Source organism: Nonomuraea sp. ATR24, assembly GCF_041950485.1.
In the GTDB taxonomy this organism is placed as follows: domain Bacteria; phylum Actinomycetota; class Actinomycetes; order Streptosporangiales; family Streptosporangiaceae; genus Nonomuraea; species Nonomuraea ceibae.
Genome location: NZ_JBGNUU010000003.1, coordinates 589554 through 615620 on the forward strand (window position 1 = coordinate 589554; position 26067 = coordinate 615620).

Here is a 26067-nt window from a genome sequence, read left to right on the forward strand (position 1 = left end):
GACCAGCTCCTCAGTACATCAGGGACGGTTCGCGCCGCTCGGCGGCCGGGACGGGCTCGTGCTCGTCCGGGCCCTTGCGCACGTGCCTGGCCAGCAGCACGATCTCGGCCACGGTCAGCGCCCCGTACACCAGCGTGAAGATCGCCAGTGAGGTCGCGACCTCGGCGAGCGAGACGCCGGGGGAGACGCTGGAGGCGGTCAGCAGCTCGCCCGCGACCGTCCACGGCTGGCGGCCCACCTCGCTGAGCAGCCATCCGGCGGTCACCGCCAGCAGCGGCAGCGGCAGCGCCCACAGCAGCGCCCTGGCCAGCCAGCGCGGCATCTCCCGCCTGCGCCGCATCAGCCACAGTCCCAGCACCGACAGGCCGACCGTCGCCATCCCGAACACGATCATCACCCGGAACGACCAGAACACGACGGTCTGGTCGGGGCGGTAGTCGCCGGGGCCGAACTCCTTCTCGAAGCGCGCCTGCAGGTCCTCGGTGCCCTGGACGACGGCGTCCGGGTCGTTGGTGGACAGGAAGCTCAGCACCTTGGGGATCTCGATCCCCGGCGCGATCGAGAACGGCGCCCCGGCCGTGTCGCGCTCCAGGCCCTCGGCCGCGGCCAGCTTCATCGGCTGCTGCTCGTACATGAGCTTGGCGGAGGTGTCGCCCGTGAGGGCCACGACCGCGCCCGCGATCGCCGTCATGACCAGCGCGGCGCGCGCCGCGCTGCGCCACATGTCCTCCTTGGTGCGCAGCAGCCAGTAGCCGCACACCGCCAGCACGAACCCGCCGGCCACCACGAACGCCGCCCCGACCACGTGCGGCACCTGCGCCAGCGCGGTGGAGTTGGTCAGCACCGCCCACAGGTCGGTCATCCTGGCCTTGCCGTCGACGACCTCGTAGCCGACCGGGTGCTTCATCCACGCGTTGGCCGCCAGGATGAAGTAGGCGGAGATGTTCGAGCCGATCGCCGCCGCCCAGATCGTCGCCAGGTGCACCCGCTTGGGCAGCCGGTCCCAGCCGAAGATCCACAGGCCCAGGAACGTCGACTCCATGAAGAACGCCAGCAGCGCCTCCATCGCCAGCGGCGCCCCGAACACGTCGCCGACGAACACCGAGTACTCCGACCAGTTCATGCCGAACTGGAACTCCTGCACGATGCCGGTGACCACGCCCATCGCGAAGTTGATCAGGAACAGCTTCCCGAAGAACTTCGTCAGCCGCAGGTACTGCTCCTTGCCGGTGCGATGCCACGCGGTCTGCAGCCCGGCCACGAAGACGCCCAGGCCGATCGTCAGCGGCACGAACAGAAAGTGGTAGACGGTGGTCACCCCGAACTGCCACCGTGCGAGATCCAGTGCGTCCATTTCCCCTCACCGCGTCCGTTAGCTCTACAGCCTGTAGTGCGTCTACTTGAAGTAGTACTACAAGCCGTAGAGCAATGCGATGCGATCTTCGTCACAACGCGCCCCCATCAGGCCGTTCAACGATGCCGGAGCGCCCCCGCCGGGCGCGTCACCCGCGCGGCGGACCGCCCGCTACGCCCCGGGACGGACGGCGGCGTCCAGGTACGCCCGCAGGTCGCCCAGCTCGTAGCCGCGGCGCTTGATCTTCTTGACCAGGATCCGGAAGTCCCTGGCCAGATTGGGGCGGAAGTGCATCAGCAGGATGTCGCCCGGGCGCAGCCGCTTGTCGGGCACCTGGTAGGCGATCTTGCCGCCCGGCTGGACGGTCGCGGTCCACAGCAGCACGGCGTCGATGCCGCAGCTCCCGGCCGCGCGCAGGGTGGCGGAGTTGTATGCGCCGAACGGCGGCCTGAACAGGGTCGGCCGGGCGCCGGTCTGCTTGCGGATCAGCGTGGAGGCGCCGCAGATCTCCCGGCGCTGGGCGTCGTAGCCCATCCGGCTGAGGTCGGGGTGGGTGAGCGTGTGGTTCTCGATCGGGACGCCCGCGTCGCGCAACTGCCGAAAATATCCCCACTTGCCCGCGCCGACGAAGCGTGCCTCGCCGCCCGACTGGTCCGGCGTCCCCTCCGCCTCCACCGCGTCCCGCATCGCGAACGCGGTCATCGGGATCCGCTCCTCCCGGATCTGCCTCACGAACCCCGGATCCTGCTCCCAGCCGTCGTCGATCGTCAGGAACACGACCTTGCGCCTGGTCGGGATCGAGCTCACCACCGGCGGCAGCCCGCCCGACGCCCGGATCCGCCCCACCTCGCCCGGCCTCGGCGCCACCCCCTGCGGGCCCGGCGTCCTCGTCCCGGCCGTCGCCGGCTTGCGTGCCGCGCCGCTCTCCCGCGCCGCGCCGCCGTCCTGCCGCGCCGGCTCCGCCGCGCACCCCGCCATCAGCAGCACCGCGGCGATCGCCGCGCCCCGCCGCGCCCGTCCCCCGTACATGCCGCACCATCCTGCCAGTCCCGATCACCACGTACGCAATCCGCGTTGGTCAGGTGTTGCCCTTATCGCCGGGGCCGGCGGCTTTCTAGAGTGGCGGTGTGAAAGTCGCAGGCAGCGCCGTGATCGGCGTCGACAGAGACCGCGTGTGGGCCGCCCTGCAGGATCCGGCGGTGCTCGTGCGCACCATCCCGGGCTGCGAGCGCCTGGAGGAGACCGGGCCCGACACGTACCGGATGACCGTCAACGCCGGGGTCGCCTCGCTCAAGGGCGTCTACCGGGGCGAGGTCGCGCTCGCCGACCCCTCGCCGCCCGAGACCTTCGTCCTGCGCGCCCGCGGCCAGGGCGCGCCCGGCACGGTCGACGCCACCGTCCGCGTACGCCTCAGCGAGGTGGACGGCGGCACCCGCGTCGACTACGACGCGGACGCGGTCGTCGGCGGCATGATCGGCGGCGTCGGGCAGCGCATGCTCGGCTCCGTCGCCCGCCGCACCGCCGGTGACTTCTTCACCGCCGTCGACCGGCACCTCCGCACCGCCGGGGCCCCGGACGCCCCCGCACCCGAGGCCGTGGCCACCGGCGAACTCCCGTCCCCCAACGGCGCCCACCCCCCGGCCCCGGCGCCCCCCGTCTACGAACGTCCCGCCAGACAGCCCGCCGAGACGCGGCCCTGGGTGATGCTGGCCGCGTTCGGCATGGGCGCGGGCGTCGCACTCGGCAGCGCCGCCGTCGGCTGGCTCTTCGGCCGCTCCCGCCGCTGACCCCCCGGGGGGCCGCCCACCCTCGGGCCCGCGGTGGCGGGGTGACCGGTGGGTTTGTGTGCAGGGTGGACTCTCGCGGAAAAGGATCTCCGGGCGTAGCGTGGCGGTATGCGGCAGGCACACGCTGAAGACGCCAGGACCGAGGCCAGACGAGTGATCCGCAACCTGCTGGGCGACGATCGCCCGACCGCCGGGTCGCTGGTGGCCGAGGCGCGTCCGGTGGTCGGCGAGGAGCGGTGCGAGCGGTGTCTCGGGCTGGTCCTGGGCGCGTCGCTGACGCGGCGGTCGGCGGAGCTGGCGGCGATCGCCGCGCTGCTGGTCGGCACGCGGGAGCTGGGCGTGGAGTGGTGGACGCGCCCCAGGGGCGGGAAGCTGCCCGCGCCGGACGAGGTGTTGCGCACGGCCGTGGCGATCGAGCCGTGGACCGACCTGACGGCGCTGGAGATGCTGGCCGCGTGGGCGTCCGACGACGCCGCCGACGCGCTGTGGGGCAAGCCGGTCGCCGAGGTGGACCTGAACTCCTGGCATGCCGAGGACCGTTTCGCGCTGCCGGAGGGGGTGCGGCCGGGGCAGCGGCTGGTGGTGCACTTCGACGCCGGGGGCAGGCTGGACGCGGTCGTCACGCGGCGTCCCGACGAGGAGCTGGGCTCCAACCTGGACTTCCACTCGCTGCGTTATTCGCGGCCCGCCGAGGCGCAGTGGAGCTGGGGGGTGGCGGCCGGGCTCGGGCCGCACCGGCTGCCGGGCGAGGAGCCGGACCCGTACGCGCGGCCGGTCGAGGCGGAGGCGGTGCGGATCCTGCGTGACTGGGCGCTGCGGCACGGCGCGACGGCGGCGCAGCTCGGGGAGCGGTGGGAGAGCGTCGGCGACGTGGTGGCGGCGATCGAGCGGGTCGACTGGATGTGGCGCAGCGGCGAGTGGTTCGGCTGGTGGCGTGGCGCGTCGGCGCTCGTCGACGGCTCGGCCTACCTGCCGTACCGCCTGGAGGAGCTGGCCTCCGGCTGACACCGCCGGTCCGGGCGGGGCTGGAATCAGCGGGGCGGGGGTGTGGTTGTGGTTGGGCGTGAAGGTTGAGATTTTCTCTGACATCGTCTGCCCCTGGTGCTATATCGGGCACACCCGGTTCGCCCGTGCCGCTGAGGCGTTCCGGGCCAAGGGCGGGGTCATCGACGTGACGATGCGCCCGTACCAGCTCAACCCGGACGCCCCGGCCGAGGGCGAGCCGCTGATTCCGGCGCTGGAGCGCAAGTTCGGCCCGAACGTGGCGCAGATGACCTCCCGGGTCACCGCCGCCGGCGCCGAGGACGGCCTTGACCTGCGCTTCGACCAGGCGATCAGCGCCAACACGTTCGAGGCGCACCGGCTCGTCGAGGTCGCCACCGGGCAGGGCCTGGGGGAGGAGATGACCGGGCGGCTGTTCCGGGCGCACTTCACCGACGGGCTGAACGTCGGCGACCCGCAGGTGCTGGCGAAACTGGCCGCCGAGACGGGCGTGCGCGACACCGGCGAGGGCGCGGACGCGGTGCGCGAGCAGGTGGCGCGGGCCGCGCGGCTCGGGATCACCGGGGTGCCGCTGTTCCTGTTCGAGGAGCAGTTCGCGGTGTCGGGGGCGCAGCCCGTGGAGACGTTCGCGGCCGCCGTCGACGAGGTGGCGGCGCGTACCGGGCAGACCCCGATCACGCAGCTCGCCACCCCCGGCGACGGGTGCGACGACGACGGCTACTGCGCCGTCTGACCGGCGGCGGCGGGGGTGAGGGCCGTGGTGCCCTCGCCGAGCAGGCCGGCGCGGTGGTGACGGCGGCACAGCACCTGGTAGCGCACCGGGGAGGCGTCGGTGTCGCCGATGACGACCTGCTCGCCGGTGCGCGCCAGCTCGCCGCCCACTACGCGGGCGTTGAGCAGGCCGGGCCTGCCGCACCAGCACAGCACCTCGACCTGCAGCCGGCACACCTCGTCGGCCAGCTCGAACAGCCGCTGCGCCGCCGGGAACATCACCGACCGGAAGTCCGAGGCGAGCCCGAACGCGTACACGTCGATCCCGTGCTCGTCGACCAGGTCGGCGAGCTGCTCGATCTGCTCGACGGTGTAGAAGCACGCCTCGTCGCAGATCAGATAGTCGATCTTGTCGTGCGCGCCGACCAGCGCCACCAGGTCGAGCGAGTCGTCCACCTCGATCGCCTCCAGGCCGAGCCCGATGCGGCTGGTGACGCGCGGCCCGCCGGACCGGTCGTGTTTGGTGAGCACCAGGCCGCGCCTGCCCTGGCGGCCGTGGTTGTAGTTCATCTGCAACGCCAGCGTGGACTTGCCGCAGTCCATCGGCCCGAAATAGAACTTCAGCACGGCATCACGAGCACCCGGCGGCACAGGAGACAGGGCAGACGATTCAGTCACGGGGTGCCACCTTAGCGGCTTGGCTTGTTCCATGACCTCGTGGGACATTTCTCCTCTGGAGTATCAGGAGGAACCGTGGTCCATGACAAACCCCCGTCGCTCGACGCGATGATGACCCCCGACGAGGTCACCGCCGCGCAGGCTGACGCCGCCCGGTGGCGGTACGGCTTCTTCGTGGTCGTGACCGGCATCGTGGCCGTCCTCGTCGCGTTCGGCGCCGCCGTGTTCGCCACCGGGGAGCTCGCCGCGCTGTTCGCCGGGGTGGCCGGGGTGATCGGCACCATCATCGGCGCCTACTTCGGCGTGCAGGCGGGCCAGTCGGGGAAGGCCAGGGTCGAGGCCGAGCTGTCCAAGGCGCAGGAGATGGTCGTCCGGCTCGCCGCCTACGTCGGCACCGAGAACGCGCCCAAGGTCATCGACGAAGTGCTCGGCCGTCGCCGAAGCTAGAGGAGCCATGCGCAGCGTCCGTATCGGAGTCGACACCGGCGGGACGTTCACCGATGTGGTGGCGGTGGACGAGCAGACCGGTGAGATCGTCACGACCAAGACCCCCTCCACCCCCGCCAACCCGGCAGACGGCTTCCTCACGGGCGTCGCCAGGCTGGGCGAGCTCGACGTCGCCTCGATCGTGCACGGCACCACCGTGGCGACGAACCAGCTCCTGGAAGACCGGATCTCCAACCTGGGCCTGATCACCACGGAGGGCTTCGAGTTCCTCCTGGAGATCGGCCGGCAGAGCGTTCCCGACGGCTACGGCAACTCGTACTTCTGGGTCAAGCCTCCCCGGATCGTCCCCGTGCACCTGGTGAAGACCGTCGGCGGCCGGCTCGACCACCGAGGCGCCGAGGTGCGGCCGTTCTCGGAGGAGCAGGCCGCCGAGGTGGCGCGCTGGTTCCGGGCCCGGGGCGTGACCGCGATCGGCGTGTGCTTCCTGCACTCCTACGCCAACCCGGCCCACGAGCGGCGCATGCGCGAGGTGCTGGCCCGCGAGCACCCCGAGGCCGTGGTGTCGCTGTCCAGCGACGTGCTGCGTGAATACCGCGAGTACGAGCGCGCCGTCACCACGCTGGTCGACGCGGCGGTCAAACCGGCCATGCGCGCCTACATCGCCAACCTGTCGAGCCGCCTGGGCAAGCCGTTCTCGGTGATGAAGTCCAACGGCGGCGTGCTGTCGGCGCGCGAGGTCGTCCACCAGCCCGTCACCACGGTCCTGTCGGGGCCGGCGGCGGGCGCGCTCGGCGCGAGCCTGATCGCCGCCAACGCCGGGCACCCGTCCGTGATCACGCTGGACGGCGGCGGCACCTCGACCGACGTGGCCGTGGTGATCGACGGCGAGCCGTCCGTCACCACCGAGGGGTCCGTCGGCCGCTACCCGTGCAAGGTCCCGATGATCGACATCGTGACCGTCGGCGCGGGCGGCGGCTCGATCGCCTGGATCTCGCCCGAGGGCACGCTCAAGGTCGGCCCCCGCTCGGCCGGCGCCGACCCGGGCCCGCTCTGCTACCGCCGGGGCGGCACCGAGGTGACGGTCACCGACGCGCACGTCTACCTGCGCCGCATCCCGCCGCACCTGCTCGGCGGCGAGATCCCGCTCGACTACGACGCCGCCCGGATGGGCGTCGAGGCGCTGGCCGACAAGCTCGGGCTCACCCCCGAGCGCACGGCGACGGGCATCCTGGAGATCAGCGCGTTCAACCAGAGCAACGCGATCCGGCAGCTCACCGTCAAGCGCGGCCTCGACGTGCGCGACTTCCCGCTGGTGACGTTCGGCGGCTCGGGGCCGCTGCTGGCCTGCCGGCTCATCGACATCCTCGGCCTGCCCGCCGTCATCGTCCCGCCCGAGCCGGGCAACGTCTCGGCGTTCGGCCTGCTCACCGTCGACGTCAAGAACGACTACGTGCGTACCTGCGTCACCCGCGACCTCGACCTGGCCACGGCCGCCAGGATCTTCGGCGAGCTGGAGGGCGAGGCCGCCGAGGCGCTCGACCGCGAGGGCTTCGACGAGCCCGTCCACGTCCGCAGCGCCGACCTGCGCTACTACGGCCAGGCCTACGAGGTGCGGGTCCCCGCCCCGGCCGGGCCGCTGGACGAGCAGTGGCGCGAGCAGGTCGTGGCCCGCTTCCACGACGCCCACGAGAAGCTGTACGGCTACGCCTACCGCGACGACGCGCGCCACGGCGTCGAATGGGTCAACCTGCGCGTCTCCGGCATCGGCCCCATCACCCGCCCGGTCATCCGGCGTGACCCGTACCGGCGGATCGAGCCCGCCGAGGCGAGCAGGAGCGTCCACTTCGAGGAGGCGCACGACACCCCGGTCCACCAGCGCGCCGCGCTGGAGTCCGGCACGGTCGTCGCCGGGCCCGCCGTCATCGAGGAGTACGGGTCCACCATCCCGATCCATCCCGGCTTCTCCGCGAAGGTGGACGAATACGGCAACCTGGAGGTGCGGCGTGACTGACCCGATCCTCGTGGAGATCGTCGAGGGCACGCTCGCCTCCGTGGAGAAGGAGGTCGAGACCGCCATCGCGCGCACGGCCCGCTCGCCGATGATCCGCGACGCGCACGACTTCCGCGCCGGCATCCACGACGTACGGCTGCGCAAGCTCACCGGCCGCTCCTACAGCGCGCTCGTGCAGCCGGTCGTCCGCGACTTCCCCGTCGAGACGATGAAGCCCGGCGACGTGTACTTCCACAACGACGTCTACCTGTCCGAAGGCGGCATCGGCCACCTGCCCGACCTGTGCGTCACCGTGCCCGTCTTCCACGACGGCGAGGTGGTGGCGTTCGTGCAGGCGTTCGGCCACCACGACGACATCGGCGGCTCGGTCCCCGGCTCCATGCCCTCGCACGCCCGCTCGGTGTACGAGGAGGGGCTGATGGTCCCGCCGATCAAGCTGTGGGACCAGGGCGTGCCGAACGAGGCCGCGCTGCGCATCATGACGCGCAACTCCCGCATGCCCGACTCGCTGGCCGGCGACCTCGACGCCGAGTGCTCGGCCTGCCTCATGGGCGCCCGCCGCCTCGCCGAGCTGTTCGGGCGCTACGGCAGGCAGGCGGTCGAGGAGTGCTTCGACGCCATCATCGGCAAGACGACCGAGACGTTCCGCCGCGAACTCCTGGCCAAGATCCCCGAGGGCACCTACACCTGGGAGGACTACGCCGAGCACGACGGCGTCGACGAGCCGCGCCTGCACGCCCAGCGCATCACGCTGACCGTCGACCACGCCGCCGAGGCGCCGCTCACCATCGACTTCACCGGCACCTCACCCCAGGCCAAGGGCCCGATCAACCACGCGGGCGACTACGCCGACGGCGTCTTCCTGAAGAAGTGGCTCGCGCCCGTGCTGCGCAACCTGGCCGACACGCCCGAGCGCATGGCCGAGCTGGACGTCAACGAGGGCGTCGTCCCCCTCATCAAGATGATCTTCCCGGAGAAGGGCACGCTGCTCACCCCGGTCTTCCCCGCGCCCACCAACGCCCGCACGTTCGTCATCCTGCGGCTGCTCGGCGTCCTGGCCGGGGTGCTCGCCAAGGCCACCGGCGGACGCATGCCCGCCGACCAGGAGACCATCCGCTACACCGGCGTGCACGGCATCGGCGACGACGGCCCCTACCTCATGCGCGAGGTGCTCGGCGGCGGCTCCGGCGGACGCTGGTACGCCGACGGCGAGGACACCATCCACGTCGTGCCCGACTCGCGCAACATCCCCGTCGAGTTCGCCGAGGCGCGCTGGCCGTTCCGGGTGGAGCGGCTCGGGCTGGCCTGCGACTCCGGCGGGCCCGGCATGTTCCGCGGCGGCCTCGGCTACGACAAGCACATCCGCATGCTGCGCGACGCCTCCTACATGTCCATCGCCGACCGGTCCATCCTGTCCTGCTGGGGCGTCAACGGCGGCCTCGCCGGGCGCCCCTTCCGCGTCGAGATCGCCGGCAAGGAGATGGAGGGGCTGGTCGACGACCACCCGGTGCAGGCCGGCGAGCTCATCCGCATCCGCACCACCGGAGGCGGCGGCTGGGGCTCCCCCTACGACCGCGACCCGCGCGCCGTCGCCGCCGACGTCCGCGACGGCAAGGTGTCGATCGCCGGCGCCCTCGGCGACTACGGCGTCGTCCTCGACGGCGACCGCATCGACGAGCAGGGCACCGCCGAGCTCCGTGCCCGCCTGCGGCCCCCGTCCGACCGCTTCTTCGACCGCGGCCCCGGCTACCCCCGCCTCTCGGGCGGGCGCACGTTCGCGGAGGTCGACGAACTGTAGAGAGATCGTCACGTTACGTGAGGGGCGGGGCTAGCATGAGCGCTCGTGAACCCCCCGTTCTCCGCGTACGTCGACGAGTCGATGCTGCTCGCCCGTGGCCTCTACCTCATGGCGGCGGTGCTCGTCCGGCCCGCGCACGCCGACCGATGCCGCGCGGACCTGCGCGCCCTGCTTCTGCGCCGTCAGCGCCGCCTGCACTGGCGGGACGAGAACGACAAGCGCCGCGCCCAGATCATCGAGGTGGTGGCGGCCCTGCGCCCCGCCGGGGTCGTGGTCGTGGGCGCCGGGCTGGACCCGAAGCGGCAGGAGCGGGCGCGCCGCAAGTGCATGGAGCACCTGCTCTGGGAGCTGGGCGGCCACCATGTCGCCGACGTGGTGTTCGAGCGCCGTCACAGCGAGCTCGACCTTCGCGATCACGAGCTGGTGGCGGTGCTGCAGGGCCGTCACTCCATGCCGCCGAGGCTGCGGCTGTCCTGGTCCGACCCGTCGGCCGAGCCCCTGCTGTGGCTGCCCGACATCGTCGCGGGCGCGCTCTCCCGCGCCGAGCGGGGCGATCACCGCTTCTGGAGTCAGGTGGACGCCGAGCTGCTCGTGCGGCGCATCGACGCGCGCTGAGACAGCGCGAAGCCCGGGCTTCCGTCGTCCGGCGGTCCACCCGGGCTCACTTCCGATCCCCCCGTAGGAGGTGGCTGCCCCAAGCGTACCCGTCCGCGTACGCAGTGTCACCTGGGTTGCCGGGCTGTCATGATGGGCTGCGTTTCGTACCCTCTGACACTCTTGGAGCACGCCGTGCGCATCACTCTCGCCGGGCTCGCCACCAGCCATCCCTACACCGATGCCCGCACGCTGGCCCGGCATGCCGAGCTGGTGGTGTGGGAGCCGGACGCCGAGCGGTTGCGGCGCTTCACGGCGGAGCACCCGGGGGCGCGGGTGGCGGGGAGCCTGGCGGAGGCGCTGGAGCACGGCCCTGACGGGGTGGTGCTGACGGTGCCGAACCCGCAGGTGCCCGAGGCGCTGGCGGCGGTGCTGGAGACCGGGGCGGCGTGTTTCGTGAACAAGCCGGCGGCGGCGACGCGGGAGCAGCTCGACCGGCTGGACCGGCTGCCGATCCACGACCGGGTGATGTCGGGTTCGGTGCTGCGGTTCGCGCCGGCGTTCGCCGGGGTGAAGGCGGACGGGGAGGACGTGCTGTCGGTGCGCGCGACCGTACGGCATGACGTGGGCCTGTGGGCGACCGGCTACAACGCCTGGCAGGACACCCCGTCGGAGGGCGGCGGGACGCTGGTGACGATGGGCGTGCACGGGGTGGAGCTGCTGGTGGCGCTGCTCGGGCCGGGGGTGCGGCTGGCGGGGGCGGCGGCCGCGACGCGGCACTACGGGACGCTGCGGTCGGAGGACACCGGGGTGATGGCGCTGCGGTGGGACAGCGGGGTGACCGGCGTGGTCGAGGTGATCGGGGTGAGTGACGAGGAGCGCTACGGCGTGACCGTGCACCGCCGGGGCGGCGACGAGCACGTGGTGATCGAGGCGGGGGACGATCCGGTGCGGGGGCTCGGCTACGCGGGGACGATCGAGGCGTTCCTGGAGATGGCGGGCGGCGCGCCGAGCCCGGTGCCGTGGGCGGAGACGCGGGCGATCCTCGGTGTTCTGGTGGCGGCGCGCGAGAGCGTCTGACGTCGCGGCGCCGCCCGTTGACAGGCGGACTCCCTCACGGTTACGGTCTGGACCGTAAATAACGGACAGAGGGGGACCCCGCGTGCGGACGACAGCGGAACTCGAGGAGCGCCTGGCGCGCCCCAGCGCCGGCCTCGTGGAGGATCTCGGCAAGCTCGACGGCGACATCATGATCCTCGGCGCGGGCGGCAAGCTGGGCCCGAGCCTGGTGCGGCTGGCGCTGAACGCCACCCGGGGCGAGAAGCGCGTCATCGCCGTGTCGCGCTTCTCCGAGCCCGGCCTGGCCGACGCGCTCGCCGCCGAGGGCGCCACCGTGGTGAGCGCCGACGTGGCCGACGAGCGGGCGCTGGCCGGCCTGCCGGAAGCGCCGAACGTGGTGTTCCTGGTCGGGGCCAAGTTCGGCACGCAGGGGCGCGAGCACGCCACCTGGTTCACCAACACGTACCTGCCGGGCCGGATCGCCGAGCGCTTCCGTGACAGCCGCATCGCGGCGCTGTCCACCGGCAACGTCTACCCGCTCGTCCCCGTCACCGGCGGCGGCAGCGTCGAGGACGACCGGCCCGGGCCCGTCGGCGACTACGCGATGAGCTGCCTGGGCCGCGAGCGGGTGCTGACGCACTTCTCGGAGCTGCACGGCACCCCGATGGCGCTGATCCGCCTCAACTACGCCGTCGAGCTGCGCTACGGCGTGCTCGTCGACCTGGCGCAGAAGGTGCTCGCCCGCGAGCCCGTCGACCTGACGACCGGTCAGGTCAACGTCGTGTGGCAGGGCTACGCCAACGAGGTCACCCTCCGCTCGCTGCTGCACGCCGGCACCCCGCCGTACGTGCTCAACGTCACGGGCCCGGAGCTGATCTCCGTACGGCGGGCCGCGCTGGAGCTGGGCGCGCGGCTGGGCGTGGAGCCGGTGTTCACCGGCGAGGAGGCCCCGACGGCGCTGCTGTCGAACGCCTCGCGCTGCCACCGGCTGTTCGGCTACCCGGAGATCACGCCGCTGGAGCTGATCGACCACATCGCCCGCTGGGTGGCGGACGGCGGCCCGCTGCTGGGCAAGCCCACGAAGTTCGAACGCCGTGACGGCCGTTTCTAGCGCCGGCGGGACCACATCTTCCATGACAAGGGGGACAAACGTGCTCAGCACGGCTCCAGAGGCGCAGACGTCGGTGCGTGACCTGTTCAGGCGCGGGCTGGTGATCCCGGCGCACCCGCTCGCGCTCACACCCGGCAGGACGCTCGACGAGCGCCGCCAGCGCGCCCTGACCCGCTACTACATCGAGGCCGGCGCGGGCGGCCTGGCGGTCGGCGTGCACACCACGCAGTTCGCCCTGCACGGCACGGACCTGCTGCCGCCGGTGCTGGAGCTGGCCGCGCGCACCGCGGGCGAGTTCGAGCGCGAGGTGGTGATGGTGGCGGGCACGACCGGGCCCACCGCCCAGGCCGTGGCCGAGGCCGAGCTGGCCAGGTCGCTCGGCTACCACATGGCCCTGCTGAGCCCGTACGCCGAGCTCGACGAGGACGCGCTGGTGGAGCGGGCGCGGGCGGTGGGCGAGGTGCTGCCGGTGATCGGCTTCTACCTGCAGCCCGCCGTGGGCGGACGGCCGCTGTCGCGCGACTTCTGGACGCGGCTGGCCTCGATCGAGTCGGTCGTCGGCATCAAGGTCGCCCCATTCGACCGCTACCGCACGCTCGACGTGCTGCACGGCGTCGTGCGGGCCGGGCGCGCCGGCGAGGTCGCGCTCTACACCGGCAACGACGACCACATCCTGGCCGACCTCATCACCCCGCACCGGGTGGTGGTGGACGGGCGCGAGGTGGAGGTCGAGTTCGTCGGCGGGCTGCTCGGCCAGTGGGCCGTGTGGGTGCGGCGGGCGGTGGAGCTGCTGGAGGAGGCCGGGCGGGCCCGCGCGGGCGACGACGCGGCCACGCGCCGCCTGCTCACGCTCGACGGCCACCTCACCGACGCCAACGCGGCCATCTTCGACACGGCCAACGGCTTCCACGGCTGCATCCCGGGCATCCACGAGATCCTGCGCCGCCAGGGCCTGCTGGCGGGCCGCTGGTGCCTGGACCCGGCCGAGGAGCTGTCGCCGGGCCAGCTCGCGGAGATCGACCGGGTGTGGGCGGCCTACCCGTGGCTGCGCGACGACGACTTCGTCGCCGAGGGACTCGCCCGCTGGCTCGCCTGAAGCCGTGTCAGAGCGTCAGCCGGTAGAGGGTCAGCGGCCGCCCGCTGGAGCCGCTGGTCAGGTTGCCGGTGCGCTCGGCCAGACCGGCGAGCTCCAGCCGGTGCAGCATGCGGCGGGCGGTGCGCTGCTGGACCGCGAGCCGGTCGGCGATCTCCCGCGTGGTCAGCGGCTCGTCGCCGGCGGCGTCGCGGGCCTCCAGGAGCTTCTCCAGCGTGGGCACCGACAGGCCGACGCGGCGGGCGATGACCGACAGGTTCTGCTCGCCGGCAGGGCCTGTCGGCACCGACTCCAGCACGATGTCGGTGTCGGCGCGCAGCGACAGCACGGCGGCGACGTCGCCGATGCGGCGGGCGCGGGCCAGGGCGCGGCGGGCCAGGCTCTCGGCCTCGGCGGCGCTGCGGCCCAGGCCGAAGCCGACCCGCACCACCTGGTTCTGGCCGGCCAGGCGGGCCAGCAGGGGCAGCCCGGTGAAGCCCACGGTGGCGTCGTGCAGCGGCCCCCGGGTGGTGACGAGCAGGTGGGTGCCGCCCCGGAAGGCGGCGACGGTGCCGCCCAGGGCGGCGGCCTCGCGCAGCAGCCCCTCGTCGTTCTCCACCTCGATGAGGCCGAGCGCGATCTGCGCGTCCTCCTGCGCCTGCCCTTCGGCGGTGAGCAGGAGCTGGCGCAGCGCGACCCGCACCGAGTGCGTGGAGGGGGCCAGCCGCAGCACGTGCGGGTCGTCGCGCAGCGCCTCGTAGACCGAGCTCAGGCAGGTGATCACCGGGTGGGCGGGGCCGCGCCGGTGGAAGGCGATGGCCTTCTTCGACGTCATCTCCGGCCGGTAGGGCAGCGTGCGGAGCTGCTCGGTGGGCAGCCCCGCCTCGGCGAACGTGGCGGTCACGTCGGCCGCCGACAGCGTGTCGATGGACAGCCGGGTCACGTCCACGCCCCGGTGCTGGAGCCGGACGAGGGCGCTGAGCAGCGTCGCGCCGGTGTAGTCGACGAACGCGGCGGGGCGGGTGAGCGCGTCGGCGTCGCGGGAGAGCATGTACGGCACGATGCCGGTGAACAGCCAGCCCTCGACGGAGGTGGCGTGCGCCTCCACGATCGCGGGCGCCTGCGACTCGTGGTCGTAGTCGAGCCGCAGGGCGCTCAGGCCCGGCTGCTCCTCGCAGGTGGCCGCGACCTGGTCGACCAGATCATGCGGACCGACGACACCGATGACGATCGCCACCCACGTCTCCCTCTCGCTATTAACGGTCAAGACCGCAATCGTATCCTGTGAGGTGCTCTGTGAAGTTCCCGTCCATGGCAGAGGCGGCCGGCCGCACGCTCGGTGACGAGGAGGTGGCGGCCGTCGAGCGGGTGATCCGTTCGGGCATGCTCAACTCCGTCTGGGGCACCGAGGCGCGGGCGCTCGAACGCGAGATCGCCGGCATGCACGGCGTGCGCCACGCGATCGCGTGCAGCTCGGGCACCGCCGCCCTCCATCTCGCGGTCGTGGCCGCAGCGCCGGATCCCGGCGACGAGATCATCACGACGCCGATCACGGACTTCGGGACTGTGGCCCCCATCTTGGCGCAGAACGCCGTTCCTGTCTTCGCCGACGTCGATCCCGCCGACGGCAATCTCGACCCGGACGCCGTCGCGCGCCTCATCGGGCCGCGGACCAGGGCGATCATGGCCGTGCACCTGTTCGGCGCCCCGGCACGGGTGGACGAGCTGCGCGCGCTGGCGGACGCGCACGGGCTCGCGCTGATCGAGGACTGCGCCCAGGCATGGCTGACCGAGCTGCCCGCCGGGCCGGGGGAGAGGCGGCTTGCCGGGACCGCCGGCGACGTGGCCTGCCTGAGCCTGCAGCAGTGGAAGCACATCACCTGCGGCGACGGCGGGCTCACGCTGACCGACGACGACGAGCTGGCCCGGCGCATGCGGCTCTTCTCCGACAAGGGCTGGGACCGCGCGGCGGGCCGCTCGCACGCCGCGTTCGGCCTGAACTACCGCATGAGCGAGCTCCAGGCCGCCGTGGCGCGCGCCCAGCTCGCCAAACTGCCCCGGGTGGTGGCCGACCGCCGCGCGACGGCCCTGCGGCTGCTGGAGGCCCTGGAGGGCCTGGAAGGGGTACGGCTGCCGCGCCCGGAGGGCCACGCCTGGTGGCTCTTCCCCGTCGTGTTGCCCGGGGGCGGCGCGCCGGAGCTGGCCGCCCGGCTGCGGGAGGCCGGGATACCGGCGCGGGCCGGATACCTGGACGAGCCGCTCAACCGCGCGCCCGTATGGCAAGGGCCGATATACGGGTCGTCTCGCTACCCTTTGGAGGGGTACGTCCCCCGCGCGTGCCCCGAGGCCGAGCGGTTGGTCGCCGAGACGCTGCTGGTCATCGACTGGAACGAGAACTACACCCCCGATCACGTCACCCTCATCGCCCAGGAAATGCTGAAATTTCGGCCCGCCCCGTAGTCACGGTCAGGTATCAGGGATTGACCGCGCCGAGTACGCGTTACTAGGTTTCGGTCAGGACCGGTATTAACGAAAGGATGCCGCCGATGAGGAAGACAACGGCCCTGGGCGTCGCGCTCGCGCTGAGCGTCGCCGCCGCCGGGTGCGGATCGTCGTCCGACGGGTCGGACAAGAGCACGGTGACCCTCTGGATGTACCCCGTCATCGGCGACCAGGCCAAGAGCCAGGCGTTCTGGGCGAAGGTCGAGAAGGACTTCGAGGCGAAGAACCCGGCGATCGACGTCACCGTCGACCAGCAGCCGTGGGAGGGCCGCCAGGAGAAGGTCACCACCGCTCTCGTCTCCAAGAAGGGCTTCGACCTGGTCGTCCTCGGACCCGACCAGATCCCGCAGTACGCCCAGCAGGGCACCATCGAGCCCGTCGACGACGTGGTGGCCGCCGACAAGGCCGCCTACCTGCCCAACTCGCTCAGCGCCCTGACCGTCGACGGCAAGCTCTACGGCGTCCCGATCTACCAGACGATCACCGCGCCCATCTACAACAAGAAGCTGTTCGCCGAGGCGGGCGTCGAGAAGGTCCCCGAGACGCTGGACGAGCTCAAGGCCGCCGCGCCCAAGCTGGCCGCCAAGAAGGTCGCCGTCCTCGACTACCCCGGCAAGCCCGAGGTCAGCCTGAACCAGAGCTTCTACCCCATCCTGTGGGCCAACGGCGGCACCGTCTTCGCCGCCGACGGCAAGAGCGTCGCCTTCAACGGCCCGGAGGGCGTGGCGAGCCTGCAGCTCCTGCTCGACCTCAAGGCCGCCGGCGGCCTGCCGGAGAACGCCGCCAGCAAGGGCAACGACATCGAGGGCGGCGCGCTGGCGTCCGGCAAGTCCGCCATGTACCACGCGGCCACCGCGCTGCAGGCCGTCCAGCTCGGCACCGCCATCGGCGAGGAGAACGTCGGCATCGGCCTGCCCTTGGAAGGCAGCAAGCGGGTCGCCTTCGGCATCCCCGGCGGCGTCGTGCTCGCCAAGCACGCCGAGAACAAGGACGCCGCCAAGAAGCTCGCCGGCTACCTGGCCTCGCCCGAGGTCGCCGCCGAGCTGGCCAAGGAGTCGGGCTTCTTCCCCGCCCGCACCGACGTCACCGTGCCCGGCCAGTCGGAGTCGGCCAAGGAGTTCGCCAAGTCCCTGGAGTACGCCTTCCCCGGCGACACCCACCCGCAGGCCCGCCAGGTCATGGGCCTCATCGCGCCGCACATCCAGGCCGCGCTGCTCGGCCAGGAGGACGCCAAGACGGCACTGGACAAGGCCGCCGAGGAAGCCGACGCGCTGCTGAGCAGCGGCGGCTGAAGCGGCTGAACGAGAAAGGAACGCCGTGCGACATCGCTTGCGTGACCCGGTCACCGGACTGCTGTTCGTCCTGCCCGTGCTGGTGCTCTTCCTGATCTTCCGGATCTTCCCCTCGCTCGGGGCCGTGGGCATGAGCCTGACGAACTGGAACGTCAGCGGCGACTGGAGTCTCATCGGCGCGGACAACTACGCCAGGCTGTTCGAGGACGTCAACTTCTGGCGCAGTCTGCGGGTCACGCTCGTGTACGCGGCCGTCTACGTGCCGCTCACCCTCGTGGTGGCGCTCGGCACGGCGTTGCTGCTCAACCGGGTGGTGTTCATGCGCGGCCTGTTCCGCGGCATGCTCTTCCTGCCGTACGTGACCAGCTTCGTGCTCGCGGGCGTGCTGTGGCGCTGGATCTACGAGTTCGACGGGCTGATCAACGGCCTGATCGGCAAGCTGGACCTCGGCCCGGTGGCCTTCCTGGAGGAGGCGTCGCTGGTGCTGCCCGCGCTGGCCGTCGTGTCGGTGTGGAAGGGGTTCGGCTACTCGATGCTGATCCTGCTGGCCGGGCTCAAGTCCATCCCGGCCAGCTACCTGGAGGCGGCCACCGTCGACGGGGCGGGCTCCTGGCAGAAGTTCCGCCGCATCACGCTGCCGCTGCTCAAGCCGACGCTCTTCTTCGTCCTGATCATCGAGACGATCAGCGCCTTCCAGGTGTTCGACACCATCTACGTGATGACCGGCGGCGGCCCGGCGCGGGCCAGCTACACGCTCATCTACGGCATCTACGACCACGGCTTCCGCTTCTTCGACTTCGGGTACGCGGCCACGTGGGGCGTGGTGCTGTTCGCGATCGTGCTGGTCGTGTCGCTGATCCAGCGCCGCTTCCTGGACCGGGGGAACACGTGACCATCACCGCCACCAGGCCGCTCACCCGCGAACGGGCCGCCGGACGGCCGCCCAGGCGCCGGGCGAGGTGGCCGCTCGCCGCCCTGCTGGCCGTGCTGTCGCTGCTGACGGTCGCGCCGTTCCTGGCCATGTTCGTCGTCGCGCTGTCGCCGGCCGGGCGGCCCACGCTGCCCGCCCAGTGGCCCGAGTCGCTGACGCTGGACAACCTGACCGCGGTGCTGTCGGCGTCCGGGTTCGTGGAGTGGACGGTCAACTCGATCGTCTACTCCGTCGTGTCGGTCGTGATCATCCTGCTCACCGCGTCGATGGCCGGCTACGCGTTCGCCAAGAAGCGCTTCCCGGGCCGCGACGCGATGTTCTGGACGTTCCTGGCGACGATGATGGTGCCGTTCCAGGCGACGCTCATCCCCACGTTCGTGCTGGTCAACAGCCTGGACGGGGTCGACACGTTCTGGGGGCTGATCGTCCCGACGCTGGCCAACTCCCAGGCCGTCTTCCTCATGCGGCAGTTCATCATGGGGCTGCCGGACGAGCTGTTCGACGCCGCCAAGGTCGACGGCGCCTCCGAGCTGCGCGTCTACCTGACGATCGTGGTGCCGCTGACCAAGCCGATCATGGCCACGTTGGGCGTGTTCGTGTTCCTGTGGCACTGGAACGACTTCCTGTGGCCGCTGGTCGTCGGCCAGAGCGACGCCACCCGGACGCTGACCGTCGGCCTGGCGGGGCTGCGGACCGAGGAGATGCAGCTGACGATGCTCATGTCGTCGGCGACGATCTCGGTGATCCCGTGCCTGCTGGTGTTCTTCCTGTTGCAGCGGTACCTGGTGAACAGCATCGCGATGACCGGATTCAAATAGGCTCCCTTCCGTGGATGAAACGGCACAAGCGCTTCGGGATCGGCTCCACGGCACCCTCATCGCCGCCGCGGCCACCCCCATGACGGCGACCGGCGAGGTGGACCCGGACGTCGTGACCCGCTACCTGGCGGGCCTGGTCGAGGACGGCGCGGGGGCCCTGGCGGTCCTCGCCCACACGGGCCGCGGCCCGTACCTCCCCCCGGCCACCCGCGCCACCGTGATCGAACGCGCGGTCGCCACCGGCGTCCCCGTCCTGGTCGGCGTGGGCGGCGGGCCGGCGCGCGACGACCCGGGGGAGCAGGCGCGCGTCGCGGCGGCGCTGGGCGCGGCCGGCGTGCTGGTGTTCCCCGAGGAGGGGGACCGGCTCGCCCGGCACGAGCACGTCTGGCGGGCGGCCCGGCTGCCCATGATCGCCTTCGACCTCTACACCCGCCCCTGCCCGCCCGAGACGCTGCGCGACCTGCTCGCCCACCCGGGCGTGGCGGGGCTCAAGACGGCCCTGCTGTCCGACGCCATGGGCTGCCAGCTCGCCATCGCGCTCACCAGGGACGCCGACCGGCTTGCGATCACCGGCGAGGATCGCATGTTCGGCCCCTCGCTCCTGTGGGGCGCCCAGGCGGCCCTGGTCGGCATCGCCGCCGCCCACGTCGGCCTGACCGCCGCCGTCCTGCGCGCGTTCGAGGGCACCGACCTGCGCGCCTTCCACGAGGCGTCCGCCCGCCTCGACCGGCTGGCGGCGGCCACGTTCACCGCCCCGATGGAGGGCTACGTGCAGCGTATGCTCTGGCTGGCCGCCGCCGAGGGCCGCATCCCCGCCGCCCACGCCGCCGACCCCTACGGCCCGCCGCTGCCCGGCGGCGAACGCGCCGCCGTGCTGGACGCCCTGGCGGCCGGCCGTGCCTGACCCCCGGCCGGACACGATCCGGCAGCTGTCCAGCAAGGTCGTCTACGACAACCCGTGGATGACGGTCCGCGAGGACCAGGTCGAGCGCCCCGACGGCACCCGGGGCATGTACGCCTACGTCGACAAGCCCGACTTCGTGCTGGTCGTCCCGATGGAGGACGACGGGTTCCACCTGGTCGAGGAGTACCGCTACCCGATGCGCCGCCGCTCCTGGAGCTTCCCCCAGGGCACGGCGACGGCAGCCAGCCGGGAGGAGGAGGCCAGGATCGAGCTGGCGGAGGAGACCGGGCTGCGCGCCGCGAGCTGGACCCTCCTCGGCGCGCTCGACAACGCCCACGGCCTGGTCAACCAGCAGCTGTACGTCTACCTCGCCACGGAGCTGCAACGCGGCCCGGCCAACCGGGAGCACACCGAGCAGGACATGCTGCACCGGTGGGTGAGCCGCGCCGAGTTCGAGCGGATGATCCGCGCCGGCGAGATCAGCGACTCCAGCTCGGTCGCCGCCTACACCCTGCTGAGGATGGGGCTCACACCAGGGACTGGGTGACCTCGTCGCGCTCGGCGGTGTGGGTGACGACCGCCCGCGCGCCGTTGACCAGCGGCAGGTACGGCGGCACGTGGCCGCACTCGACGTCGGCCACGATGGGCACGCCGAGCCCGCCGAGCGCGTCGAGCACCGCCTCGTGCTGGGTGAGCGTGCGCAGCCCGGGAGCGCGGGTGCGGCCGACGAGGATCGCGGTGGCGCCGTCGAAGAAGCCGGCCAGCCGCATCCCGTGCAGGTTGCGGCAGATGGTGCCCGCGTCGTGCTCGCACGCCTCCACGTACACGATCAGCCCGTCGCCGGCCAGCGGCGCGGTGTCGAGGTAGGGCGTCCCGGCGAGGTTGCAGAGCATCTCGACGCAGCCGCCGATCAGCCGTCCCTCCGCCCGGACGTCGCCGTCGCCGTCCAGCCGGGTCCACCGGCCGGGCGTGTCGAGGGTGAACTCGTCGGAGCCGGGCGCGTTCTGCCAGTCGTCGAAGCCCTGCGCCCGGTAGCGGCCCGGCGGGGTCTGCGTGAACGTCGCGCCGGGCGGCATCGCCACGATGTCCAGCCAGCTCGCCAGCCCGTCGGGCACCCGGTAGGGGGTGTCCATCAGGTTGTTGCCGTGGACGGTCGCGACGCCGGTCAGCAGCGTCAGCGGGGTCAGGATCGTGGTGTTGTCGGAGTAGCCCACCAGCCAGGTCGGCTCGGCCTGGCGCAGCGCGTCCCAGTCGAGCAGCGGCAGCAGGTCGATGCAGGTGTCGCCGCCCCACGGCGGCACGATCGCCCTGATCGACGGGTCGGTGAGCATGTCCGTCAGCTCGCGGGCCCGCTCGGGGGCGGGCGCGCTGACGTGACCGGAGCCGTCCATGCAGGCGCCGACGACCACCTCGTAGCCGCGCGCCTCGACGGCGTGGATCGCGACCTGGAGGCGGTCGTTCAGGCTCTTGTCGACGCCGCTGGACGGTGAGGTGACCCCGACCCGGTCACCGGGCCGCAGGGGAGACGGATATCGCATCTCCGTTAACTAGCACGTACGCATCAGTCGAAACTAGCGAAATATGTGGCGGACATGTCCTCGTCGCCGTGGCCCTGGGCGTCGGCGCGGCGGAAACGCTCGCGGGCGGCGGCCACCACGTCCAGCCGGACGCCGGCCTCCCGGCCCGCCTCGACGATCAGGCCGGTGTCCTTCTCGGCGTTGCGCACGGTGAAGCTCGGCTCGAAGGAGCCGTCGAGGATCGCCCGCGACTTGACCTGGAAGTAGGCGCTGTCCATCGGCCCGCCCACGATCACCTCGCGGACCAGCTCGGGGTCCACGCCGAGGCCCCGGGCCAGGGCCAGCGACTCGGCGACGACGGCCGTCAGCGAGATGCCGAAGCTCACCGTGGCCATCTTCAGCCGCGACCCGGCCCCGGAGGCGCCGTCCTCGTCCAGCCAGAGCGTGCGCTGCCCGAGGGCGGCGAAGACCGGTTCGAGCGCCTGCCTGGCCTGTCCCGGCCCGGCGGCCAGGATGATCAGCGTGCCCTGCTCGGCCGGCTGCTTGGTGCCCTGCACGGGCGCGTCGACGAACGTCAGCCCGTGTGCCGCGGCCAGCTCCGCCAGCCGGGCCACGCCGCCGACGCCGACCGTGCTCATCTGCGCCCACACCTGCCCGGCGCGCAGCCCGGGGGCGGCGGCGGACACGGCGTCGTGGACGGCTCCGGCGTCGCTCAGCATCGTGATCACGACGTCGGCGCCGTCCACGGCCTCGGCCGGCGTGCCCGCGACCACCGCGCCCGCCGCCTCCAGCGGCTGCGCCTTCTCCCGCGTGCGGTTCCACACGCGGACGGGCAGGCCCACCGCGAGCAGGTTGGCCGCCATGGGCGCACCCATGATCCCCGTTCCGAGCACTGCGACGCCGGTCATGTTCTCCCCCAGATCACGACTTCACCTCTACGGTAACCGGGCCCGGAACGGCGCTGGTCAGCGGCTGCCGTCGATGGCGATCCGCACCAGGTTGCGGCCCTTGACCCCGTACAGGGCGAGCCGGGACGGGTCGAGCGCCAGCTTGGGCTCGCCGCCGAACCACTGCCCCGCCAGCCCCTCCACGATCGGCTTCGCGGTGAAGGCGCGCAGGTCGACCTTGTAGACCTTGTCGCCGTCGGTGCAGTACGCCACCCGGCCCACCACGTGCAGGTCGCCGCCCTTCGAGCCGGTCTTGAGCGTCCGGGTGACCTTCCGGGCGCGCAGGTCCCACTCGAAGACGACGCCCGTGTTCGTCATCCCGTACAGGTGGCGGGGGCCGAGCGCGAGCGCGGAGATGTAGCGGGCGCCCGGGACGGGCTCGGCCTCCCACAGCAGCTCGCGCGCCGCCAGGTCGTAGGCGGCCAGGCGGGCGGTGGTCGTGACCGGCGGCAGGCCCAGCCCCTCCTGGGTGAGCGTGCCGAGGTAGGCGGTGCCGCGCCGGGTGACGACCGAGTAGACGGTCTGGCGCTCGACGGCGGGCCGCTGCGTCGCGTACGCGCCGGTGCGCGGGGCGTAGAAGGACAGGGCGCCGTTCATGTGGCCGGGCTCCGGCTGGGTCGGCATGACGAGCAGGCCGGTCCTGGCGTCCCAGGCCAGGTCGCGCGGGCGGTCCTGCTGGTTGCCGGTGCGCGCCAGCAGGGTCGCCTCGGCGTCGCCGGCCCGGTGGGAGTAGAGCGCGGCCTGGGTGTAGACGCCGATGTAGGTGGTGCCGTGGACGGTGATCATGGTCTTGGGTTCGCCGGGGATGGCCAGCCGGGTGGTCTCGCCGGTGGCCAGGTCGTGGATGTCGGCGCCGCTCTTGCCGCCCACGTAGACGCGCTCGCCGTCGGAGTGGACCGACATCGGCTCCTCGGCGGCGGCCCGGAAGCCGCGCTGCACCAGGTTGCGGTAGTCCAGCGAGCCCGTCGCCGGGTCGTAGACGAACACCGCGTTGTCCTGGACGCCGTACACGCGGCCCTCGTGGGCCAGGATGCGGTGGGTGGCGGCCTCGAAGTACGGCACGCCCAGCACCTCCAGCTCGCCGGTGTCGAGCCGGGCCCGGTAGAAGGTGCCGGTGGGGCGGCCGGCGAAGTAGGCGTAGCCGTCGTGGATCAGCACCGAGACGATGTACTTCTCGCCCGGGGCGGTGGCCTTGACGACCTTGTAGTCGGACGGGTCCGCCTTGTTCAGGATGACCAGCTCGGCGAGCGAGTTCATGCCGCCGGCGATGTGGGTGGCGGAGACGCTCAGGCTCGACACCCAGTCGCGGTCGGCCAGCTCGGGCGGCAGCAGGTCGCGCCGCTCCCCGGTGGCCCGGTCGATCGCGATCAGGTGGGCGTTGGCGCCGACGCCCGCGTAGACGTGAGTCTCGTCGGCCTGGATGCCGCGCACGTACGCCTCGCCGGGGGCCGCCTCGCCCAGGTCGCGGCCGGCGCCGGTGGCCGGGTCGTACTCCTTGACCTTGCCCGGCTCGGAGGTGCCCAGGTAGACCTTGCCGTCGGGGGAGGCGGCCAGGGTCCAGATGAAGTGGTCCGGGTAGGAGGCGACCTTGGTGACGGTGCCCGCGACGGTGTCGAGCTTGTAGAGGTCGGACCTGGAATGGGTGCCCACGTACACGTCGGTGCCGACCCGGCACATCGCCCAGACGCCGATGCCGGTGGGGATGTCGAAATGGGCGGTGACCGAATCCTGGGCGAGGTCGTAGGCGCCGACCACGTTGGGTGACAGGCCGCGCGAGCCGGCGTAGAGCACGCCGCCGACGATCTCGGCGTTGCCCAGCGGGCTGGCGACGCTGGCGGGGCCCAGGTCGGTGAGGGTTCCTTCGGGGGGTGCGGCGGCGTGGGCGGCGGTCGCTGGCGTCAGGGCGGGCAGCGCGGCGGCCGCCGTGGACGCGGCGGCCACCTGCAGGAAACGACGGCGGGGGATCATGTGCGGCTCCTGGGAAGGTTTGGCCGCACGCTATAACGGGCTGGTCCGTAATGTCTAGATCGAGAACAGCTCCGCCGCGTTGCGCCACGCGACCCGCTCGGCCGTCAGGCCCGTGAGCCCCGCCGCCGCGACCGCGCCGAACGCCGAGGACGGGTCGATCAGCGTGGCGTCCGTGCCGAACAGCAGCTGCCGGTCGTCCACCGCCGCCACCACCTCGGCGATCCGGCCCGCCGGGGCGTGCGACCAGCACGGCTCCAGGTAGAGCCGGTCGCAGCCGCGCGCCGCCTCGATCGCGTAGCGGTGGCCGTCGGCGCCCATGTGCCCGGCGATGACCCGCAGGCCCGGGACGTCCAGGCACACCTGGGCCAGGTCGAGCACCGAGGGCCCCCACGTGTGCACGAGCGCCGGCAGCCCCGCCTCGGCGGCCAGCTCCAGCGCGGCCCGCATCCGCGGTGAGGTCACCGGCGAGCCCGTGTAGTCCGTGTGGATCTTGACGCCGACCCACGGCCCGGTCAGGTCCCGCAGGTCCTCCGCCGCCTCGCGCAGCCGCCGCGGGTTGATTGTGACGTACCCGAGGAGCCGGTCCTGCCCCTCCAGCACCTTCGCCAGCGCCCGGTTGCCCGCCTGCGCGTCGTAGATGACCGCCTCGGTGGCCGACACGATCGCCTTGCCGATGCCGTAGCGGTCCATGGTGGCCAGGCTCGCCCCGGCCACGTCCATGGTGAAGAACCACGGCCCCCAGTGCGCGTGCACGTCGATGATCATGCCAGCAGCCTCCTCGCGTTGCCTCCGGCCACGGCCTCGACCTGGGCCGGGTCCAGCCCGCTCGTCGCCAGCCTGAGCAGCGGCACGATCGGCTCGTAGTGCGGCGCGCGGGTGCCGTGCAGCAGCCGCTCCACGCCCAGCTCGGCGGCGACGGTCTCCAGCGCGTCGGGGGAGTTGAGCAGCCGCGTCGAGGTGTGGAACCCGGGCTCCTCCAGCGCGGCCACCAGGAAGTCGCCCAGATGGTAGAAGTGCGTGTCGAGGAAGACGACCCGGGCGCCGATCCCGGCGAACGGCTGCCAGAAGCGGCGCACGTCGCCGCCGGTCAGCACCACCAGCCCGAGCTCCGCCGCCCGGCGGGCGACGTGGCGCACCGACGGGAACGACGCGTCCACGCCCTGCTCGTCCGGGAACAGCCGCACCGCCCGCACCCCGGCCCCGGCCAGCCGGTCGAGCTCGCGCCCGGCGCCGAGCGCGTCACGCAGGTCCACGGCGCCCACGGGCAGCCACCGTGACTCGGCGGCCAGGGCCAGCACCTCGTCGTTGCCCTGCCGTACGTCGAACAGGGCGGCCCGCAGGCTCGCGACCGCGCCGGCGCGGGTGCGGTGGCCGGCCAGGAGCCCGCCCACCGACTCCGGCGTGCCGGGCGGGCCGTCGCGGTCGGGGAAGGCCCCGACGAGCACGTCCACGTCGAGCGTCACCTCCAGGCCGCCGATCAGGCTCCAGGCGTCGAACGGTATTGCGGGCTGTTCCTCAATCGTCATGCGCGTCATCATGCCATTGACTAACCGCGCTCATATAG

The 26067-nt window shown here is 72.5% G+C and carries 25 protein-coding genes; 16 read left to right on the forward strand and 9 right to left on the reverse strand.

Going from position 1 to position 26067, the window contains the following annotated elements:
* Positions 1 to 10: 10 nt before the first annotated feature.
* Both ACBI99_RS10320 and ACBI99_RS10325 read right to left on the reverse strand, forming a co-directional pair.
* Complete coding sequence (locus ACBI99_RS10320; protein ID WP_375072172.1) at positions 11 to 1354, reverse strand: cytochrome ubiquinol oxidase subunit I; 1344 nt, start codon at positions 1352 to 1354, stop codon at positions 11 to 13.
* Between the two features lie 171 nt (positions 1355 to 1525).
* The gene (locus tag ACBI99_RS10325; protein ID WP_357589483.1) at positions 1526 to 2383 is read right to left on the reverse strand and encodes a polysaccharide deacetylase family protein; all 858 of its coding nucleotides are present in this window, start codon (positions 2381 to 2383) and stop codon (positions 1526 to 1528) included.
* Positions 2384 to 2481: 98 nt separating this feature from the next.
* Here ACBI99_RS10325 and ACBI99_RS10330 point away from each other — a divergent pair, with 98 nt between their 5' ends.
* From ACBI99_RS10330 to ACBI99_RS10340, 3 genes are all read left to right on the forward strand, one after another.
* Positions 2482 to 3141: a carbon monoxide dehydrogenase subunit G gene (locus tag ACBI99_RS10330; protein WP_219506686.1), complete on the forward strand. Its 660-nt coding sequence runs from the start codon at positions 2482 to 2484 to the stop codon at positions 3139 to 3141.
* 108 nt (positions 3142 to 3249) lie between these two features.
* Positions 3250 to 4146: a hypothetical protein gene (locus tag ACBI99_RS10335; protein WP_219506684.1), complete on the forward strand. Its 897-nt coding sequence runs from the start codon at positions 3250 to 3252 to the stop codon at positions 4144 to 4146.
* 58 nt (positions 4147 to 4204) lie between these two features.
* Positions 4205 to 4876 carry a DsbA family protein gene (locus tag ACBI99_RS10340; protein ID WP_375072173.1) on the forward strand — a complete coding sequence of 224 codons (672 nt, stop codon included), beginning with the start codon at positions 4205 to 4207 and terminating at the stop codon, positions 4874 to 4876.
* Here the strand turns inward: ACBI99_RS10340 and ACBI99_RS10345 are convergent.
* Complete coding sequence (locus ACBI99_RS10345) at positions 4861 to 5481, reverse strand: thymidine kinase (RefSeq protein ID WP_219506682.1); 621 nt, start codon at positions 5479 to 5481, stop codon at positions 4861 to 4863. The two genes, ACBI99_RS10340 and ACBI99_RS10345, sit on opposite strands and share 16 nt — an antisense overlap.
* 126 nt (positions 5482 to 5607) lie before the next feature.
* Here ACBI99_RS10345 and ACBI99_RS10350 point away from each other — a divergent pair, with 126 nt between their 5' ends.
* From ACBI99_RS10350 to ACBI99_RS10380, 7 genes are all read left to right on the forward strand, one after another.
* Positions 5608 to 5979: a hypothetical protein gene (locus tag ACBI99_RS10350; RefSeq protein ID WP_219506681.1), complete on the forward strand. Its 372-nt coding sequence runs from the start codon at positions 5608 to 5610 to the stop codon at positions 5977 to 5979.
* Between the two features lie 7 nt (positions 5980 to 5986).
* A complete protein-coding gene (locus tag ACBI99_RS10355) occupies positions 5987 to 7990 on the forward strand; it encodes a hydantoinase/oxoprolinase family protein (protein WP_219506680.1) in 2004 nt (667 codons plus the stop codon).
* Positions 7983 to 9788, forward strand: a complete 1806-nt coding sequence (locus tag ACBI99_RS10360; protein WP_219506679.1) for a hydantoinase B/oxoprolinase family protein — start codon at positions 7983 to 7985, stop codon at positions 9786 to 9788. Before ACBI99_RS10355 ends, ACBI99_RS10360 begins: the two co-directional genes overlap by 8 nt.
* Positions 9789 to 9833: 45 nt before the next feature.
* Positions 9834 to 10403, forward strand: a complete 570-nt coding sequence (locus tag ACBI99_RS10365; RefSeq protein WP_375072174.1) for a hypothetical protein — start codon at positions 9834 to 9836, stop codon at positions 10401 to 10403.
* A gap of 174 nt (positions 10404 to 10577) precedes the next feature.
* A complete protein-coding gene (locus ACBI99_RS10370; protein ID WP_357589477.1) occupies positions 10578 to 11462 on the forward strand; it encodes a Gfo/Idh/MocA family oxidoreductase in 885 nt (294 codons plus the stop codon).
* Between the two features lie 82 nt (positions 11463 to 11544).
* On the forward strand, positions 11545 to 12552 hold the full coding sequence (locus tag ACBI99_RS10375) for an NAD(P)-dependent oxidoreductase (RefSeq protein WP_219506676.1): 1008 nt from the start codon (positions 11545 to 11547) through the stop codon (positions 12550 to 12552).
* A gap of 22 nt (positions 12553 to 12574) precedes the next feature.
* Positions 12575 to 13648 carry a dihydrodipicolinate synthase family protein gene (locus tag ACBI99_RS10380; protein ID WP_246645131.1) on the forward strand — a complete coding sequence of 358 codons (1074 nt, stop codon included), beginning with the start codon at positions 12575 to 12577 and terminating at the stop codon, positions 13646 to 13648.
* Positions 13649 to 13655: 7 nt separating this feature from the next.
* Here the strand turns inward: ACBI99_RS10380 and ACBI99_RS10385 are convergent, their stop codons facing one another.
* Complete coding sequence (locus tag ACBI99_RS10385; RefSeq protein ID WP_375072176.1) at positions 13656 to 14861, reverse strand: hypothetical protein; 1206 nt, start codon at positions 14859 to 14861, stop codon at positions 13656 to 13658.
* Positions 14862 to 14935: 74 nt separating this feature from the next.
* Between ACBI99_RS10385 and ACBI99_RS10390 the strand changes: the two genes are divergently transcribed.
* The 6 genes from ACBI99_RS10390 (at position 14936) to ACBI99_RS10415 (ending at position 20618) form a co-directional block, all read left to right on the forward strand.
* On the forward strand, positions 14936 to 16084 hold the full coding sequence (locus ACBI99_RS10390; RefSeq protein ID WP_375072177.1) for a DegT/DnrJ/EryC1/StrS family aminotransferase: 1149 nt from the start codon (positions 14936 to 14938) through the stop codon (positions 16082 to 16084).
* 86 nt (positions 16085 to 16170) lie between these two features.
* Positions 16171 to 17418 carry a sugar ABC transporter substrate-binding protein gene (locus ACBI99_RS10395; protein WP_219506671.1) on the forward strand — a complete coding sequence of 416 codons (1248 nt, stop codon included), beginning with the start codon at positions 16171 to 16173 and terminating at the stop codon, positions 17416 to 17418.
* Between the two features lie 25 nt (positions 17419 to 17443).
* A complete protein-coding gene (locus tag ACBI99_RS10400) occupies positions 17444 to 18310 on the forward strand; it encodes a carbohydrate ABC transporter permease (RefSeq protein ID WP_219506669.1) in 867 nt (288 codons plus the stop codon).
* On the forward strand, positions 18307 to 19167 hold the full coding sequence (locus ACBI99_RS10405) for a carbohydrate ABC transporter permease (protein ID WP_308125814.1): 861 nt from the start codon (positions 18307 to 18309) through the stop codon (positions 19165 to 19167). The genes ACBI99_RS10400 and ACBI99_RS10405 overlap by 4 nt, the downstream gene beginning before the upstream one ends.
* 10 nt (positions 19168 to 19177) lie before the next feature.
* Positions 19178 to 20071: a dihydrodipicolinate synthase family protein gene (locus tag ACBI99_RS10410; protein ID WP_357589469.1), complete on the forward strand. Its 894-nt coding sequence runs from the start codon at positions 19178 to 19180 to the stop codon at positions 20069 to 20071.
* Entirely contained in the window at positions 20064 to 20618 is a 555-nt protein-coding gene (locus ACBI99_RS10415) for an NUDIX domain-containing protein (protein ID WP_375072178.1), read from the forward strand. Before ACBI99_RS10410 ends, ACBI99_RS10415 begins: the two co-directional genes overlap by 8 nt.
* On the opposite strand, the gene ACBI99_RS10420 is transcribed toward ACBI99_RS10415, so the two are convergent.
* From ACBI99_RS10420 to ACBI99_RS10440, 5 genes are read right to left on the reverse strand one after another with little or no spacing between them, the layout of a single operon-like run.
* Positions 20599 to 21609 (reverse strand): S66 peptidase family protein, encoded by a 1011-nt coding sequence (locus ACBI99_RS10420; protein ID WP_375072179.1) that lies wholly within the window; start codon positions 21607 to 21609, stop codon positions 20599 to 20601. The two genes, ACBI99_RS10415 and ACBI99_RS10420, sit on opposite strands and share 20 nt — an antisense overlap.
* A 23-nt stretch (positions 21610 to 21632) precedes the next feature.
* The gene (locus ACBI99_RS10425; protein WP_375072180.1) at positions 21633 to 22496 is read right to left on the reverse strand and encodes an NAD(P)-dependent oxidoreductase; all 864 of its coding nucleotides are present in this window, start codon (positions 22494 to 22496) and stop codon (positions 21633 to 21635) included.
* Positions 22497 to 22553: 57 nt separating this feature from the next.
* Positions 22554 to 24503, reverse strand: a complete 1950-nt coding sequence (locus ACBI99_RS10430) for a hypothetical protein (protein WP_357589467.1) — start codon at positions 24501 to 24503, stop codon at positions 22554 to 22556.
* Between the two features lie 54 nt (positions 24504 to 24557).
* Positions 24558 to 25268 (reverse strand): amidohydrolase family protein, encoded by a 711-nt coding sequence (locus ACBI99_RS10435; protein ID WP_375072181.1) that lies wholly within the window; start codon positions 25266 to 25268, stop codon positions 24558 to 24560.
* A complete protein-coding gene (locus ACBI99_RS10440) occupies positions 25265 to 26029 on the reverse strand; it encodes an amidohydrolase family protein (protein WP_357589463.1) in 765 nt (254 codons plus the stop codon). Before ACBI99_RS10440 ends, ACBI99_RS10435 begins: the two co-directional genes overlap by 4 nt.
* Between the last annotated feature and the right edge of the window lie 38 nt (positions 26030 to 26067).